Origin of the sequence: Haematobacter sp. (assembly GCF_032102465.1) — a bacterium.
GTDB lineage: Bacteria > Pseudomonadota > Alphaproteobacteria > Rhodobacterales > Rhodobacteraceae > Haematobacter.
The window spans coordinates 80,737-97,192 of the sequence record NZ_DAMDHB010000009.1 but is presented as its reverse complement, the minus strand read 5'-3'; the positions used below and the strand labels follow the sequence as shown (position 1 = coordinate 97,192).

Genomic DNA, 16,456 nt, shown 5'->3' with positions numbered 1-16,456 from the left:
TCACTCCGCCGCCTGACGGTGACGCAGGCCGCCGCGCCGCATGTTGCGGAAGTCGAGATCGCGGCTCACCAGCCGTTCGATCCCCGCGCCGGCATCGCCGAGCAGCGCACGGTAGCCGGTGATGGAGCGGGCGAACATGTTGTAGATCACCACGGCGGGAATGGCCGCGACCAGACCGATGGCGGTGGCCAGCAGCGCCTCGGCGATCCCCGGCGCGACGACGGCAAGGTTGGTCGTCTGCGATTCGGAAATGCCGATGAAGGAGTTCATGATCCCCCAGACCGTGCCGAACAGGCCGACAAAGGGCGCGATGGAGCCGACGGTGGCCAGAATGCCCGTGCCGCGCGATAGGCGGCGCCCGGCCTGAAGCTCGACCCGGCCGAGCAGGGAGGAGACGCGTTCCTTCAAGCCCTCGCCGCCCGCATCTTCGATCGCGGCTTCGGACCGCTGGTATTCTTCCTCGGCGGCGCGGAGCATGAAGGCGGCGGGATCCTTGCGGTTGCCCGCGGAGGCGCGCGCCTCCTCCAGCGTCTGCGCGCTGTAGATGGCCCGCAGGGCGCGGTTCGCGTTCCGCTTGGCGCCCGCGATCTCGAAAGCCTTGACCACGAGGATCGTCCAGCAGGCCAGCGAGGCAAGGGCAAGGCCGAGCATGACCCCCTTCACCACCATATCGGCGGCCATGAACATCCCCCAGGGGGAAAGGTCATGGGGCAGGGTATCGGCGGGGATCGCCAACATCTCCGGCGCAAGCGCTTCCGCGGACCCGGTGTCGGACGGGATGCCCGCGTCTGCCGCAGCGTCCGCCGCCGCAGCGTCCGCCGCTGTGCCGTCCGTCGGGGAAGGCGTCAGGGCGGGCGCGGCTGCTGTCTCCGGCGTGACAGCCGAGGGGGCGTTGGACGCACCATCAGCCGGCGTCGCGGGGGCACCCGCTTCTGGCGCCGCTCCGGCGGGGGAGGGCGCGGCTGCAGGCGCGCTTTCTGCGGCGGGGGCACCGCTGCCCTCCCCGGTGGGAAGCGCGGGGGCAGAGGGCGCGGTGATTTCCGGGGCCTGTGGCTGGACCTGCGGCTGCGGCGCGTCCTGCGCCATCGCACCACTGGAAAGAAGGGCGAAGGCGACGGCAGCGCCTGCTGCCCGGCTCAACTTGGTCTTCGACGGGGCTTTCAGCATGATGCAGATTCTTTTTGTCAACTTTTCCCGCCCCTCCATACGCCCGTGTTTCAAAAGTTGCACCCCTAAAACTGCCAGAAATACCCGGAAATGAAAGAGGCCGCCCGGAAGGGCGGCCTCGGCAGGCGGTTTGATGCGATCAGCGCGACTTGATATCGCTGTAATCGCGGGCCGTCGCGCCCACATAAAGCTGGCGCGGACGGCCGATCTTCAGTTGCGGATCGGAGATCATCTCCTTCCACTGGGAGATCCAGCCAACCGTGCGGGACAGCGCGAAGATCGGCGTGAACATCGCGGTCGGGAAGCCCATCGCCTCGAGGATGATGCCGGAGTAGAAGTCCACGTTCGGATAGAGCTTCTTCTCGATGAAGTAGTCATCCTCCAGCGCGATGCGCTCCAGTTCCTTGGCGACCTGCAGCGTCGGGTTGTTCTCGACCCCGAGCAGGCCGAGCACCTCGTCGGCGCTCTCCTTCATCACCTTGGCGCGCGGGTCGAAGTTCTTGTAAACCCGGTGGCCGAAGCCCATCAGGCGGAACGGATCGTTCTTGTCCTTCGCCTTGGCAATGTATTCCGGGATCTTGTCCACCGTGCCGATCTGGCGCAGCATCTCCAGCGCCGCCTGGTTCGCGCCGCCATGCGCCGGACCCCAGAGACAGGCGATGCCTGCCGCGATGCAGGCGAACGGGTTCGCGCCCGAAGACCCGGCCAGACGCACCGTGGAGGTGGAGGCGTTCTGCTCGTGATCGGCGTGCAGCATCATGATCCGGTCGAGCGCTTTCGCGAGGATCGGGTTGACCTTGTACTCCTCCGCCGGGACGGCAAAGCACATGTAAAGGAAGTTCGATGCGTAATCGAGGTCGTTCCTCGGATACACGAACGGCTGGCCGATGGAATATTTATGCGCCATCGCCGCGATGGTCGGCAGCTTCGCGATCAGCCGGATGGCGGCCACTTCCCGCTGCCACGGATCGTTGATGTCGGTGGAGTCGTGATAGAAGGCGGACATGGCGCCCACGACGCCGACCATGGTCGCCATCGGATGCGCGTCGCGGCGGAAGCCGCGGAAGAAGTTGGTCATCTGCTCATGCACCATGGTGTGGCGCGTGACCAGCGTCTCGAAATCGGCGAGTTGCTTGGCGGTCGGCAGCTCTCCGTAGAGCAGCAGGTAGCAGACTTCGAGGTGATGCGACTCGGCGGCCAGTTGCTCGATCGGGTAGCCGCGATACAGAAGCTCGCCCTTGTCGCCGTCAATGTAGGTGATCGTGGATTCGCAGGCCGCGGTCGAGGTGAAGCCCGGATCGAAGGTGAACACGTCGCCCTGCGCGTACAGCTTGCGGATATCCAGCACGTCCGGGCCGAGTGTTGGCGACATGATCGGCAATTCGATGGTCTTGCCTTCGAATGTCAGCGTCGCCTTCTTGCTCGTCTCTGCCATGTCAGCCATCTTCGTCCCTTTCATGCTCCGGCGGGGATGCCGGTTGTCTTGGAAGCCCGGTGGCGGCTCAGGAAGCCGCATCCTCCAGGCGGGAAATTGTCTCGTCGCGACCGATGACAAGCATCATGTCGAAAACGCTCGGCGAAAGCATGCGCCCCGCCAGAGCCGCACGCAAGGCCGGGGCAACCTTGCCCAGTCCCAGTCCGCGCGCTCCGGCGACCTCCGCCACCGCCGCTTCGAGTGTATGCCGCTCCCAGGGTGTGGTCCGCAAGAGCGCAGCCGTATCCCGAAGTATACCGCGCGCATCATCGGTCAGGGCGGCTTCCGCGGCGTCATCCCGCGAAATCGGATGTTCGATCAGAACAAATCTTGCCTTCTCAATGAGATCGACAAAGGTCTTCGCACGATCCTTGAGTGAATACATCGCTTGCAGCAAGCCGCTGCGCTGTTTCTCCGTCAGGGGTGGTTCGTCGGCCGCGGCGAGGTATGCCTCTATTTCGGGCACAAGTTCTTCGTCCGGCGTGGCGGCGATATGCTGGCCGCAGATGTTCTCCAGTTTCTTGAAATCGAGTCGCGCAGGCGCGCGGCCGATCCCCGGGAGGTCGAACCATTCCAACGCCTGTGCCGTGGTGAAGAACTCGTCATTGCCATGACTCCACCCGAGCCGCGCAAGATAGTTGCGCATGCCCGCGGCGGGATAGCCCATGGCCTGATATTCCTCCACCCCCAGCGCGCCGTGACGCTTGGAGAGCTTCTTTCCGTCCGGCCCGTGGATGAGCGGGATATGCGCCCAGACCGGCACCTCCCAGTCCATCGCGCGGTAGATCTGCGTCTGCCGCGCGGCATTGTTCAGGTGGTCGTCGCCGCGAATGACATGGGTCACGCCCATGTCGTGATCGTCCACCACCACCGCCAGCATGTAGGTGGGCGTGCCGTCCGAGCGCAGCAGCACCATGTCGTCGAGCTGATCGTTGCGGAAGGTCACTTCGCCCTGCACGGCATCCTCCACGACGGTCGTCCCTTCGCGGGGCGCCTTCAGGCGGATGACATAGGGGGCGTCGGGCCAGGTCGCCGGGTCGGCATCGCGCCAGGGCGACAGAAACAGCGTGGAGCGTCCCTCCGCCCGCGCGGCCTCCCGGAAGGCTTCGATCTCCTCCTGCGTGGAGTAGCAGCGATAGGCGCAGTCGCGCGCCATCATCTCATGCGCGACTTCCGCGTGACGGTCGCGCTGCTCGAACTGGCTCACGGCATCGCCGTCCCAGTCGAGGCCGAGCCATGTCAGGCCGCGGAGGATCGCCGCCGTCGCCTCGGGCGTGGAGCGTTCGCGGTCCGTATCCTCGATACGGAGCAGGAACCGGCCCCCGCGCCCGCGGGCATAGAGCCAGTTGAACAGGGCCGTCCGCGCACCGCCGATATGCAGGTAACCGGTGGGCGAGGGGGCGAAACGGGTGACAACCGGGCGGGCGGCGGACATGCGCGGGGCCTTTCGGAATTAACCATTCAGAAACCATGTCTGCGTTATGGCTTCGGCGTCTCTGTAGGCAATCGGCCGGGGGAGGGCAAGCCGCGCGCGATGGCGATCTTGGACGAGGGACAGCAACCACGTGGCTCCACGCGGAACGGAGAGGGCACTTCGCGGCGTATTCTGGCGCTTCTGGGCCTTCCGCTGGAGGGACTTGCGCGGGCACGGGGGCGGCTGTTCCCCTTCGTCCCGGTGCTGCTGGGCCTTGGCATCGCGTGGTATCTGGCGCTTCTCCGGGAGCCGTCTCACGCCTTTGTCTGGGCGGCGGTGATTCTCTGCGCCGTCTCCGCGGGTCTCTGGTTCCGGGGGCCGCACCGCTGGCGGCCCGTGGCAGCGGTGCCCTGCCTCGTGCTGGCGGGGTTCCTGCTGATCCTGCTTCGCACCCATATGGTCGCAGCACCCGTGCTCTCCTTCCGCTACTACGGCCCTGTCGAAGGGCGTCTCGTGGAGATCGACCGTTCGGGAAGCGACCGTCTCCGCCTGACGCTGGATCAGGTGACTCTGGCCCGCATGGCGCCCGACCGGACGCCGGAGCGGGTGCGCGTCTCGCTGATGGAGGAGCCGGGGCATGCCCTCGCGCCCGGAACGCGGATCATGCTCACCGGTCATCTCTCCCCGCCGGGCCGCCCGACGGAGCCAAGCGGCTTCGACTTCCGCCGCACCGCCTGGTTCGAGCGGCTGGGCGCCGTGGGCTACAGCCGGACGCCGGTGATGACGGTGGCCCCCTCGCAGAATGACCTCGGCCTGTTGATAGACCGTATCCGCATGACGCTTTCCGCCGGTATCCGCGCGCATATTCCGGGCGATGCCGGGGGTTTCGCCGCAGCCGTCACTACGGGCGACCGCTCCGGTATTTCCGCCGCCGCGAATGATGCGATGCGGGATTCCAACCTCTCTCATCAGCTTTCGATTTCCGGCATGCACATGAGCATGCTGGCCGCCTTCATCTTTGCCGTGGTGCGGCGCGGGCTGGCATTGATGCCGGGCGCGGCGCTGCGTCTGCCGACCAAGAAGATCGCCGCCGCCATCGCGCTTGCCGCCTCCGCCTTCTATCTCGCGCTCGCCGGGCGGGATGTGGCGACGGAGCGTGCCTTCGTCATGGTGGCCGTCATGCTGATCGCGGTGATATGCGACCGGCGCGCCCTTTCGCTCCGCTCCATCGCGTTGGCCGGGGTGATCGTGCTCCTGCTGCGGCCCGAGAGCCTGACCAATGCCGGGTTCCAGATGTCCTTCGCCGCAACCACGGCGCTCGTCATCGCCTTCGGCTGGATTTCCGGCAGGGCCCGCCCCTGGCCACGGTGGAGCGACGGGACGATCATGCTGCTCTTTTCCTCCTCCGTGGCCGGGGGTGCGACGATGCCTTTCACCGCAGCGATCTTCAATCGGGTGGTGAATTACGGCTTGCTCGCCAATCTGCTGGCCAGCCCGCTGATGGGGGTGCTTGTCATGCCGTTTGCCGTGGTTGCGCTGCTGCTCGCGCCGCTGGGGCTTGAGACGGCTCCCCTGTGGCTGGTCGGGCTGGGGTCGCAGGGCGTTCTCCGCGTGGCGGAGACGGTGGCCGGTCTTGACGGAGTGGTTTCCGCGGTTCGGATCCCGCCGCCCGGAGCGCTGCCGCTGGTTGTGGTGTCCCTCCTCTGGCTCACCCTCTGGCCCGGGCCGTCGCGATGGGCGGGCATGGTGCCCTTGGTGATGGGGGGCTGGCTTTTCTGGCACGGTGCAGCCCGCCCGCTCGTACTGATCTCAGAGAGCGGCGCCGTCTCCGGCCTCCTCACCGCAGAAGGTCGGGCGCTGTCGCGCGGGCGGGGCGATGCCTTTGCGGTGACCGGCTGGCTGCAGCGGGATGGCGATCTCGCAAGTGCCGAAGTCGCCGCGCGGCGACCGGGTATGGCGCGTGACGGGAGTGTCGTCCGGTATCGCGCCGCAGATCGGGAGATCGTCCATATCACTGGGCGGGGTGCCGCTGACCTCGTCCAGGAGAACTGCCGCGATGGGGCCATTCTCCTCACCTCCATTCGCTTGCCGGACGGGACATCGCCATTGCGTCAAGGCGCGTGCGACATCATCGATGGAGCGTCGCTCGAACGATCGGGCGCGCTGGCGCTGCACGCGAACGGAGGCGTCCTGCGCATCCTGAGTGTCGCCGAGGCGAGCGGGGACCGTATTTGGACCCGGCCCGCAAAGCGTTGAGCGGCCAGCATTCACCGCTTTCGCCCCTCCCTACTTGACCAGCAATTCCGCGTGCAGCGCTCCCGCCGCATTGATGCTCTTGAGGATGTCGATCATGTCCCGCGGACCGACCCCCAACGCATTGAGGCCCGCGACGACATCCGACAGCGATGTGGAGGCGGAAACCTCCGCCAGCCCGACACCCGGTTGCTCCTCTATCGAGGCGGAGGACCGCGGCACGATCACCGTCTCGCCCCGTGCGAACGGGTTGGGCTGCACGACGAGCGGGGCTTCCTCCACCCGCAGGGTCAGATTGCCCTGCGCGACAGCGACGCGGGAGATGCGGACGTCCTGTCCCATCACGATCGTGCCGGAGCGTTGATCGACGACGACGCGCGCGCGCTGCTGCGGCTCCACCATAAGCGCTTCGATACGGGTCAGCACATGTGCGGCAGATGCCATGCGTGTCCCGGCGATATCCAGCGCCACCGTGCCCGAATCCAGCATTCGCGCCACCGGGCGACCGAAGTCGCCGTTGATCGCTGCCTCGATCCGCGCAGCCGTTGTGAAATCGGGCGCGCGCAGGGCAAGCCGAAGCGCCTCCAGATCACCCAGCTCGAAGCCGATCTCCCGCTCCACGCGGCCGCCGCCCGGAATGCTGCCGGCCGTCGGGACACCCTCGGTCACGCTGGCGGCCTGACCCGCCGCGACTGTGCCGCCGGCTATGATGGTTCCCTGTGCGACCGCGTAAATCTGCCCATCCGCCCCGTTCAGCGGGGTCATCACCAGCGTTCCGCCCAGAAGGCTCTTTGCATCCCCGATGGTCGAGACGGTGACATCTATCCGCCCCCCCGCGCGCGCAAAGGGGGGAAGCTCTGCGGTGACCAATACCGCGGCGACGTTCTTGGGGCGAAATTGCTCACCCGTCACGTTTACGCCAAGCCGTTCGAGGATATTGGTCATGATCTCTTCGGTGAAGGGCGAGTTTCTAAGCCCGTCTCCAGTCCCGTTGAGCCCGACAACCAGCCCATAGCCGACGAGGTCATTGCCGCGGACGCCGTCGAACTCCACGAGATCCTTGATGCGGATCGGCCCTGCGGTCGCGGACAGGGAGAGGATCAGACCTGCCAGCAGAAAGGCGAAGAAACGGATCATCGCAGATAATTCGTCAGTGTGAGCGAGGAAAGGCGGCCTGTAAGCTCATAGAGCAGTTCGAGTTGCTTCTGTGTGGCGTCGAGGTCTATCGCGGCCTCATACGGATCGACACCGGCGATTTCCACCAAACGCGCTTTCGTAGCCGTTTCCTCGGCCGAGTTGCGCGTTCGCACCGCGTCGATACGGGCCTCTGTCGTGCCAAGATCAGCTGCCGCAGCCACGATGCCATCCGTCGCTTCCGACATGCGAAGCGCGGCGAGACCGATCATCGCACCGCTCTGGGCATCGGGAAGGGGGGCGGAGAGCGCGCCGAGAGCCAAGGCTTCCAACGTCTGCCGGAAGGCCGGAGCATCTGCGCGAAGAGACAGGCTGACCGCTTCTCCCGCGCCGATCGGGACCGGGCTTCGGGGCTGGCTGTCGCCAAGGTAGTAATTGGCGGGCGTGTCGAACCAGCCGGAAACCGTCGCCGCGATATCTGACGCGGTCTGTGCTCCCGATGCCGAGATCGCGTCCGCGAGACCTGCGAGAATTTCCGCCGCCTCCTTGATCGCAGGGCCCGCCGCCGCCGCGCCACCGAATACGGGCTGACCGGAGGACTGCATGTTGATGGTCGATACGGCAGTCCCGAAACGCGCGTGAAGATCGTTCGCGACCGCGCGTCGCGATGCAGGGTCTTCCGTGCTCGACGCAAGGATGGCGGACTGCCGGCCGGATTCCAGGGATTCCTTCAGAGAAGTAAGCGACTCCTGCATTGTGGCGGCCGATAGGGCGGCCTCTGTCGCCGTTGTGCGCCAGGCGGCAAGGCTCGCCAATCTGGTGTTCAGGCGGCTGTCCAGGCGGTGGTCTCCCCCAAGGCGTGCGGACCTGTCGGTCGGAGCCCCGGTTGTCGCCTCCTGCATCGCGCGTGAAAGCGCTTTCTGCGTCGCTCCCGTGGATTTTCGCAAGGCAAGGCTGCGGGCCAGATCCCCGATTCCCATTCCACCCATCATCAGCGTATCCCCAGCAGCGTTTTCATCATCTCGTCAGCGGCCTGAAGGACACGTGCATTGGCCGCAAATGCCTGCTCCATCAGGAGCAGCTTTTGCACCTCCTCGTCGGAGTTGACGCCCCGCGCGGCTTCGGCACTGCGGAGCTGGTCACTTCGCGCGGTTCTGAAACTCGCCTCCATCTCCGCCGAGAGACGGCGGGTAGCCACGCCGGAGAGAAGAGCGGCCGCGCTTTCCGTCAGGGGCTTTTCCTTTTCCATCGCGGTTGAGAGAGCAATAAGTCCGCCCGCGTCACCTGGCCGCTCTGTCGTGGTGCCTGCGCCGTTCCGGATGCGCCACAACTCCCCTCCCTGATCGGGATCGTAATCAGCGGCTATGACCAACCGGCTCGCCAGCCCTGCGCCGCCGGTACCGGAGGCGTCCTGAAAAAGACCCGCGCCATCCGGGGCGAGGGTCTTTGCCGCGGCATCGAACCTGGCGATCAAATCGCCTGCAAGCGCATCCGCCTCACTCTGCAACGCGGGGGCGAGTTGATCGCGGATGGTCAACTGTGCCGCGATCCTGCCCTCGCCGACCCTGCCTCCGGCACCAAGGGACAGCGGCTTCCCGTCCAGTGTGACGCCGGAGAGAAGGCCGTTTTCGACCGTCGTGGCAGCCGTTACGTCCCCTGCGGGTGAGAAGCCCAGTTTGGCAACCCTTGAGCCTTCCAGCAGGGTCGTTCCGTCGCTGAGGTGAAGCGATATACGGCCGTCATCCTGCAGCGTCTGGCGCACCGGAAGGGCATCGGCGATACCATCGACGAGCCTTTGCCGCTCATCGAGAAGGGTGTTGATATCACTGCCGCGGGCAGCCCCGGCAACGACGGCACGGTTCAATTCGTCGATCCGCGACAGGTTGGCATTCACCATCCCGACATCTGCCGCGAGCTTCTGATCGGCGGCAGCACGTGCCTCCTGCGCAGCCTGTCCGATGCCGTTGATCTTGCCGGCGAGCGCCTTTGCCGCCGACAGCACATCCGCCAACCGGCTTTCGGAGGAAGGCAGGCTGGAGGCTGTGGCCAGAGTGGCGCCAAGCCGTGCGACCCTGGCAGAGAGCGAATCGCCGGAGTCACTGGTGCCGATGCTGTCCTCCAACGCTTTCAGGAAGGCGGCTTCCACCCCCGTGCCCGCGGCCTCAGACTGAGCTTTCAGCCGCTGGAGCGTCAGCGCAGGGTCCACATCCCGCAGGACGGCCGTGACCCTGACGCCGGTTCCGGCATTGCCGGCGATGTTCGAGACGACGACCTCCTGCCGGCTGTAACCCGGGGTCAGGCTGTTCGCGAGGTTGGCCGACACCACGCCCGTCGTGCGACCGACGACGGAAAGCCCGCTCGCAGCATTTGAAAGAGCCTGTGAAATGCTCATCGGGTTTACCGTTTGATGTTCGTGGTTTCCTGCAGCATCTCATCCACGGTCTGAATGACCTTGGCGTTGGAGGAATAGGCCCTCTGGGTCTGAATGAGCTGCGTCAACTCGCTTGCGACATCCGTAGCCGACTCTTCCCGGGCAAAGCCTGTCACACCGCCGACCGGCCCCTTGCCCGCGTCCCAGAGAAACATCGGACCACTTTGCGAAGACAGCCGGAATGTCTGGTTGCTGCCCGCCAGCAGACCGTTCGGGTTGGGAACGTCGATCACGGGCACCTGGTAAATCGTGCGGGTGCTGCCGTTGTCGTAGATCGCGTTCAGCCTGCCGTCGGCGGTGAATTCGACGGAGGCGAGGTTGCCGACCGGAGAGCCGTCTTTCTCGCTGGGGCGCGTTGCGAACGTGTCCGACAGTTGGGTCAGCCCGCTGTTCGAGCCGAGAGTGCCGATCCCGATGGCGATGCTGCCGCTTGCCGTCGTCAGGTTGAGCTTGCCCGTCGCCGCATCGTAACCGGGCGTGTTCACGCCGCCCGTCACGGCGACGGAGGCAAGGGTGCCGCCCTTGGCCGCCGTATCGTCGAAGGTCAGTTCGAAAATGCCGATGTCCGCTCCGCTCGCCTCGTCATGGACCGTCATCGTCCACTGGTTCGGCGTCGTGGTGGAGGGGGTGTAGGTGACTTTCAGCCCTTCCGTGGTGCCGAGGTTGCCGAAGTATTCGACCGACATCTCATAAGGCTCCCCGCTCGCCCCGGGACCAGTTGCGGTGGCGGGCAGGTTGGCGCCGAGGGTGATGTTCTTCGTCGGGTTGCCGACATACTGGTTGGCCGTGATCTGAATCGGCTGAAGCGCGGCTTCCGAATCCCGCGGATACGTGGGGATCGTCCCGTCGGGATTGGCTGGCCAGCCAAGCAGGACGAGGCCCGAGCTCGTGGTGAGGTAGCCGTTCTGGTCCGCACGGAACGAGCCTGTGGTGGCAAGCATCAAGGGTGTGTCGCCCGACCCGATGGAGGCAGTGGAGGAGACGGGCAGGAAGCCGCGTCCGCTTACCGCGATGTCGGTGGCGTTGGACGTCCCGACGAGGCCGCCCCGCTGATCGACCACGCGGCCCGTCGTCGCACGAACGCCCCCGGCGGAAAAACTGGCCGCGCCCGCCGTGCCGGAGCCGATGACCATGGAGAGGAAATCCGCCTCCGCCCGCTTGTAGCCATAGGTGCCGGAGTTCGCGATATTGTCCGAGATCGTCGCGAGCCGCACGGCATTCGCGTTGAGCCCGGCCACGCCCGCGTTGAGTGAGGAGGATATGGACATTCTGATGCCTTTCGAGGTTCGGATTCGGATGTCGTTGTCCGACTTTTGCTTTCAGGGGCTTAAGAACCCGCTAACGCGTGTCATTTTTTGCGCAGAAGGATGATCTCCACGCGGTTGTTGCGGGGGGAGGCCCGATCTGCGGCGGCGGGGCGACGGTCTGCATGGCCCGTAACCCGCTGCAGACGCGCGGCGGGAAAGCCTGCATCCTCCATAAGACGGCGCGCGGCGTCGGCACGGGCCGTCGTCAGGTCCCACACGGGGTTCCGCGCGAGCGGCAGGGGATAGCTGCGCACATGCGCCTCCACCGCGACAGGATTGCGCGATTGCAGATAGACGGAGGCCACGACGCCGGTGAGATCGCGCAGGAGGGGGGTCGGCGTGGCCGATTCCGGCTCGAACAGCGCGGCGCCGTCCGTGTCGAAAAGCTCCACGATCAACCCCTCGTCGCTGACACGCGTGGCGAGGTGGATGAGCTTGCTGCGGAGGGTGAGGCTGTCGCCGGTGCGGCCCTGAAGCAGCGCCTCCATTCCTTCGCGCGCGCGCTGAATATCCGCGTCCAGCGTCACGCCGTTGACGCCGCGCGCCTGCCGCTCGCGCATCGCGCGGCTTTGCGAGGCCCCGGTGCCGTTGTGGACCAGCGTATCCTCGGAAAAGATGCTGTCACCGCCGAAGGCGCCGTCTCCGCCGCCGGAGACGCGATTGACGGGGATGGTCGGGTTGAAATAATCGGCGATGCCCTTGCGCTGCTTCTCCGTCGTGGCGTTGAGCAGCCACATGAGCATGAAGAAGGCCATCATCGCGGTCACGAAATCCGCATATGCCACCTTCCAGGCGCCGCCGTGGTGACCCCCGGCGACGATCTTCTTGCGCTTGATGATGATCGGGCGCTTGTCGTTCTGCATGGCTCGCCTCCCTGACCCGGCGAGACTAGCCGCACCGGGTTAAGGAGGCGCTAACGCAGCGATCAGACGACGCGGACGTCCAGGACGCCCAGGCCCTCGATGGCAGCGGTCATCACCTGGCCCCGCTGAACGGCGCCGACGCCAGCCGGCGTGCCGGTCATGATGAGATCACCCGGAGCCAGTTCGAACAGACCGGACAGATGCGCGATCACATCGGCAACGGACCAGATCTGATCGGCCAGATCCCCGGACTGGCGAAGCTCCCCGTCCACCTTCAGCGTGATGGCGCCGTGATCCGGGTGGCCCACCTCGGCCACGGGGTGAAGAGGGGACACCGGCGCGGAGCGATCCGCGGCCTTTGCAGCCTCCCACGGGCGTCCGGCCTTCTTCGCCTCCGCCTGAAGGTCGCGGCGGGTCATGTCGAGGCCGATGGCATAGCCATAGACGTGATCCAGCGCCTCGGCCGCGGGGATGTCGCGCCCGCCCTTCGCCAGAGCGACGACCAGCTCGACTTCATGGTGCAGGTCGGCGGTGCGGGAGGGGTAGGGGAAGACGCCCTCCGTCGTCAGGTTGTCGGGATTCTTCTGGAAAAAGAACGGCGGCTCCTTGCCGGAATGGCCCATTTCGCGCGCGTGTTCGGCATAGTTGCGCCCGACGCAATAGACGCGGCGAACTGGGAAAAGCGCGGTCTCCCCCGCGACGGGCAGGGTCACGGGGCGCGGCGCGGGGATCACGTAGGTGTCGGGCATGAGGAACTCCGGTCGGTTGCAGGCCGTTGGTAGCCCCATCGACCCGCGCGCGCCAGAGCGGCGTCAGACGGAAAGGAAGTCCTTGACGAACGGTGTGGCGGGACGGGCGCGAATGTCGCCGGGGCGGCCGATCTGCTCGATCCGGCCCATGGACATGACGACCACCAGATCGGCCAGTTCCATCGCCTCCTCCTGATCGTGGGTGACGAAGACGGAGGTGACGCCGGTCGCGTCGTGGATCTCGCGCAGGCCATGGCGGAGCTCCCGGCGGACACGGGCGTCCAGCGCGCCGAAGGGTTCGTCCAGCAGCAGCATCCGCGGCTCGATGGCCAGCGCACGCGCCAGCGCCACCCGCTGCCGCTGGCCGCCCGAGAGCTGGCTCGGGTAGCGTTTGCCGATGTCGGGAAGCTGGATCAGTTCCAGCAGCTTCGTCACGCGCCGGCGGATTTCCTCGTTGGAGGGCCGGGTCTTGCGGGGGCGGGCGCGCAGGCCATAGGCGATGTTCTCGAACACCGTCATGTGGCGGAAAAGCGCGTAGGACTGGAAGACGAAGCCCGCGCGCCGCTCCTGCACCGAAAGCCCCGTCGCATCCACCCCGTCGAAGAGCACCCGGCCCGAGGTCGGGTATTCCAGCCCGCCCAGAATGCGCAGGAGCGTCGTCTTGCCGGAGCCGGAGGGCCCGAGAAGCGCCACCAGTGCCCCCGTGGGAATGGAGAGGCTGACGGGATGCAACGCCGTCGTTCCGTCAAAGGTCTTGGCGATTTCGTCGATCTCGATATGCATGATCGGCCTCTCAATGGCGGAGCGTGGCGGCGAGCTGATCGGCATAACGCCACTCCAGGAAGGATTTGAGCGCAAGGGTGAGAAGCGCAAGAAGCGTCAGAAGCGCCGCCATGGAGAAGGCCGCGACCGACAGGTATTCGTTGTAGAGCATCTCGATGGTGATCGGCATCGTGGCGGTCTGGCCGCGGATCTTGCCGGAGACGACGGCGACCGCGCCGAATTCCCCCATCGCACGGGCATTGCAGAGCAGAACGCCGTAGAGCAGCGCCCAGCGGATGTTCGGCAGCGTGACCGTCATGAAGGTCCGCCAGCCGGAGGCACCCAGCGTCAGGGCGGCTTCCTCCTCATCCTTGCCCTGCTCGATCATCACCGGGATCAGTTCCCGCGCAACGAAGGGGAAGGTGACGAACATCGTTGCCAGCACGATCCCCGGCAGGGCGAACACGATGGGAAAACCGTGCGCCACGAGCCATCCACCGACAAGGCTGTTCGCCCCGAACAGCAGCACGAGGCAAAGCCCCGCCACCACGGGCGAGACGGAAAACGGCAGGTCGATCAGCGTGATGAGGAAGGCCTTGCCCGGAAAATCGAACTTGGTGATCGCCCAGGCGGCAGAGACACCGAAGACCGCGTTCAGCGGCACCGAGATCGCCGTGACGATGAGCGTGAGCCGGATCGCCGACCACGCATCCGGGTTGGACAGGGAGGTGACCGCCGCGAACCAGCCGCGTGCCAGCGCCTCGGAAAACACCACCACCAGCGGTGCTACGAGCAGCACCGCCAGCACCCCGAGCACAAGGACGGTCAGCCCGGCGCGGAAGGCCGGGCTTTCGTTGGCGGGGTCGCGAAAGCGGCTTTGCGGGGGGGAGTGAGACCCGGACCGGGCGGATATGTCAGACATGGCCGCTTCTCCTCCGGCTCCAGATCTGGATGATGTTGATGAGGAACAGCATGGCGAAGGCGATCAGCAGCATGGCGATGCCGATGGCCGCCGCCCCGTCGTAATCGAACTGCTCCAGCCGGATGACGATGAGCAGGGGGGCGATCTCCGTCTTCATCGGCAGGTTGCCGGCGATGAAGATCACGGAGCCGTATTCACCCACCGCCCGCGCCAGCGAGAGCGCGAAACCGGTCAGCGCGGCGGGCAGCAGCACCGGCAGCACCACGCGGCGGATCGTGTAGAAGCGGGAGGCGCCCAGCGTGGCGGAAACCTCCTCCCACTGGCGGTCCACTTCCTCGATCACCGGTTGCACGGTGCGGACGACGAAAGGCAGCCCCACGAAGACCAGCGCGATGAAGATGCCGATCTGGGTATAGGCGATGCGGGTGCCGAAATACTCCACCGCCAATGCCCCGAAGGCCCCCTTGGGCGCGTAGAGAGCGGTGAGCGCGATGCCCGCCACCGCCGTCGGCAGGGCAAAGGGCAGGTCCACGGCAGCATCTATGAGCCGCCGGCCCGGAAAGCGGTAGCGCACAAGCACCCAGGCCAGCAGCACCCCGAACACAAGGTTGAACAGCGCGGCGTAGAGCGACAGCCGGAACGACAGCAGGAGCGCCGCGAGAACGCGGGGCTCGGTCGCCACCGACCAGACATTCGCCGGCCCGTAGCTGGCGCCCCGGAGAAGCAGGGCGCCGATGGGCAGCAGGACGATGATCGACAGCATCGCCAGCGTCACCCCCATCGACAGGCCGAACCCCGGTATCGGGGATCGGCGGAGAGCGGTGCCGCGCATCATTTCGCGCTGTAGATCTGGTCGAAGATGCCGCCGTCGGCGAAATGCGTGGCCTGCGCCTTTTTCCAGCCGCCGAAATGCTCGATGGTCACGAGATCGAGTTTCGGAAAGCGCGCCACGTCTTCGAGATCGGCCTTCGACGTGTCCCATGCCCGGTAGTAGTTCTTCGCCGCGATGGCCTGCGCCTCCGGCGAATAGAGCCAGTTCAGGTATTCGGTGGCCAGCTTGCGCTGCGCGTCGGACTTGATGTTGCCCTCCACCAGCGCCACGGGCGGCTCTGCGAGGATGGAGAGCGAGGGCACGACGATCTCGAACTCACTGGGGCCAAGCTCCTCCAGCGCGAGGTAGGCCTCGTTCTCCCAGGCGAGCAGCACATCGCCCAGACCGCGCTGGGCGAAGGTGGTGGTGGAGCCGCGCGCGCCGGTGTCGAGCACGGGGACATGGGTGAAGAGCTGCTTCACGTAATCCTGCGCCTTCGCCTCGTCGCCATAGGTCTTTTCGGCCCAGGCCCAGGCGGCGAGGTAGTTCCAGCGCGCCCCGCCGGAGGTTTTCGGATTGGGGGTGATGACCTCCACCCCGTCCTTCACCAGATCGCCCCAGTCGCTGATCCCCTTGGGGTTGCCGGCGCGGACGAGGAACACGATGGTGGAGGTGTAGGGCGAGGAATTGTGCGGCAGCTTCCCCTGCCAGTCGGCCGGGAGCTTGCCCGTCCGCTCCGCAATCGCGTCGATGTCGGCGGCAAGCGCCAGCGTCACCACCTGCGCGTCCAGCCCGTCGATCACCGCCCGCGCCTGTGAGCCGGAGCCGCCGTGAGAGGTGGATATCTGCGCCGCGGGGTTGCCCTGTTCAGCCCAGTGCTTGGCGAAGGCATCGTTATAGGCCCGGTAGAACTCCCGCGTCGGATCGTAGGACACGTTCAGGAGGGTGCTCTGGGCCAGCGCCGGCCCGGCCAGCCAAAGGGAGGCCGCAACGGCCGCCGCTGCCTTGAAGGCGAGGAAAGGCTTCATCTGTCTTCTCCCGTTGGTCCGGGCATTTGCCACGGGACCGGTTGACACCATAATCACGACAGACATTATCGTTATTTTCAATGGTGGCGTTGTTTCGATTTCGCCGGGTCTTGGAGAATATGTTTCTCTGTGTGGGGAAGA

The 16,456-nt window shown here is 66.1% G+C and carries 14 protein-coding genes; 1 reads left to right on the top strand and 13 read right to left on the bottom strand.

Annotated features, from left to right (window positions below; all coding sequences use genetic code 11):
• From exbB to gltX, 3 genes are all read right to left on the bottom strand, one after another.
• Window positions 1-1,167, bottom strand: coding sequence for a tonB-system energizer ExbB (gene exbB, locus RT513_RS08350; RefSeq protein WP_290685221.1), 1,167 nt, complete (start codon window positions 1,165-1,167; stop codon window positions 1-3).
• Window positions 1,168-1,306: 139 nt separating this feature from the next.
• Window positions 1,307-2,602, bottom strand: coding sequence for a citrate synthase (gene gltA, locus RT513_RS08345; protein WP_088215022.1), 1,296 nt, complete (start codon window positions 2,600-2,602; stop codon window positions 1,307-1,309).
• Window positions 2,603-2,669: 67 nt separating this feature from the next.
• A complete protein-coding gene (gene gltX / locus RT513_RS08340) occupies window positions 2,670-4,076 on the bottom strand; it encodes a glutamate--tRNA ligase (RefSeq protein WP_290685219.1) in 1,407 nt (468 codons plus the stop codon).
• A gap of 99 nt (window positions 4,077-4,175) precedes the next feature.
• On the opposite strand from gltX, the gene RT513_RS08335 reads away from it, so the two are divergent.
• Complete coding sequence (locus RT513_RS08335) at window positions 4,176-6,311, top strand: ComEC/Rec2 family competence protein (protein ID WP_290685217.1); 2,136 nt, start codon at window positions 4,176-4,178, stop codon at window positions 6,309-6,311.
• A gap of 30 nt (window positions 6,312-6,341) precedes the next feature.
• Here RT513_RS08335 and RT513_RS08330 read toward each other — a convergent pair whose 3' ends face one another.
• The 10 genes from RT513_RS08330 to RT513_RS08285 form a co-directional block, all read right to left on the bottom strand.
• Window positions 6,342-7,445, bottom strand: coding sequence for a flagellar basal body P-ring protein FlgI (locus RT513_RS08330; protein ID WP_088214776.1), 1,104 nt, complete (start codon window positions 7,443-7,445; stop codon window positions 6,342-6,344).
• A complete protein-coding gene (locus RT513_RS08325; protein WP_313533873.1) occupies window positions 7,442-8,431 on the bottom strand; it encodes a flagellin in 990 nt (329 codons plus the stop codon). The genes RT513_RS08330 and RT513_RS08325 overlap by 4 nt, the downstream gene beginning before the upstream one ends.
• Window positions 8,432-8,433: 2 nt before the next feature.
• Window positions 8,434-9,834, bottom strand: coding sequence for a flagellar hook-associated protein FlgK (flgK, locus tag RT513_RS08320; protein ID WP_088214778.1), 1,401 nt, complete (start codon window positions 9,832-9,834; stop codon window positions 8,434-8,436).
• A 5-nt stretch (window positions 9,835-9,839) separates the two neighbouring features.
• Window positions 9,840-11,141 carry a flagellar hook protein FlgE gene (locus RT513_RS08315; RefSeq protein WP_290685211.1) on the bottom strand — a complete coding sequence of 434 codons (1,302 nt, stop codon included), beginning with the start codon at window positions 11,139-11,141 and terminating at the stop codon, window positions 9,840-9,842.
• Between the two features lie 80 nt (window positions 11,142-11,221).
• Entirely contained in the window at window positions 11,222-12,043 is an 822-nt protein-coding gene (locus RT513_RS08310) for a flagellar motor protein MotB (RefSeq protein ID WP_290685209.1), read from the bottom strand.
• A gap of 62 nt (window positions 12,044-12,105) precedes the next feature.
• Window positions 12,106-12,792, bottom strand: coding sequence for a fumarylacetoacetate hydrolase family protein (locus RT513_RS08305; RefSeq protein ID WP_290685207.1), 687 nt, complete (start codon window positions 12,790-12,792; stop codon window positions 12,106-12,108).
• 63 nt (window positions 12,793-12,855) lie between these two features.
• Complete coding sequence (locus tag RT513_RS08300) at window positions 12,856-13,575, bottom strand: sulfate/molybdate ABC transporter ATP-binding protein (RefSeq protein WP_088214782.1); 720 nt, start codon at window positions 13,573-13,575, stop codon at window positions 12,856-12,858.
• A 10-nt stretch (window positions 13,576-13,585) separates the two neighbouring features.
• Window positions 13,586-14,476, bottom strand: a complete 891-nt coding sequence (gene cysW, locus RT513_RS08295) for a sulfate ABC transporter permease subunit CysW (RefSeq protein WP_088214783.1) — start codon at window positions 14,474-14,476, stop codon at window positions 13,586-13,588.
• The gene (cysT, locus tag RT513_RS08290) at window positions 14,469-15,308 is read right to left on the bottom strand and encodes a sulfate ABC transporter permease subunit CysT (protein ID WP_290685261.1); all 840 of its coding nucleotides are present in this window, start codon (window positions 15,306-15,308) and stop codon (window positions 14,469-14,471) included. The genes cysW and cysT overlap by 8 nt, the downstream gene beginning before the upstream one ends.
• On the bottom strand, window positions 15,308-16,315 hold the full coding sequence (locus RT513_RS08285; RefSeq protein ID WP_290685204.1) for a sulfate ABC transporter substrate-binding protein: 1,008 nt from the start codon (window positions 16,313-16,315) through the stop codon (window positions 15,308-15,310). Before RT513_RS08285 ends, cysT begins: the two co-directional genes overlap by 1 nt.
• Window positions 16,316-16,456 lie beyond the last annotated feature (141 nt).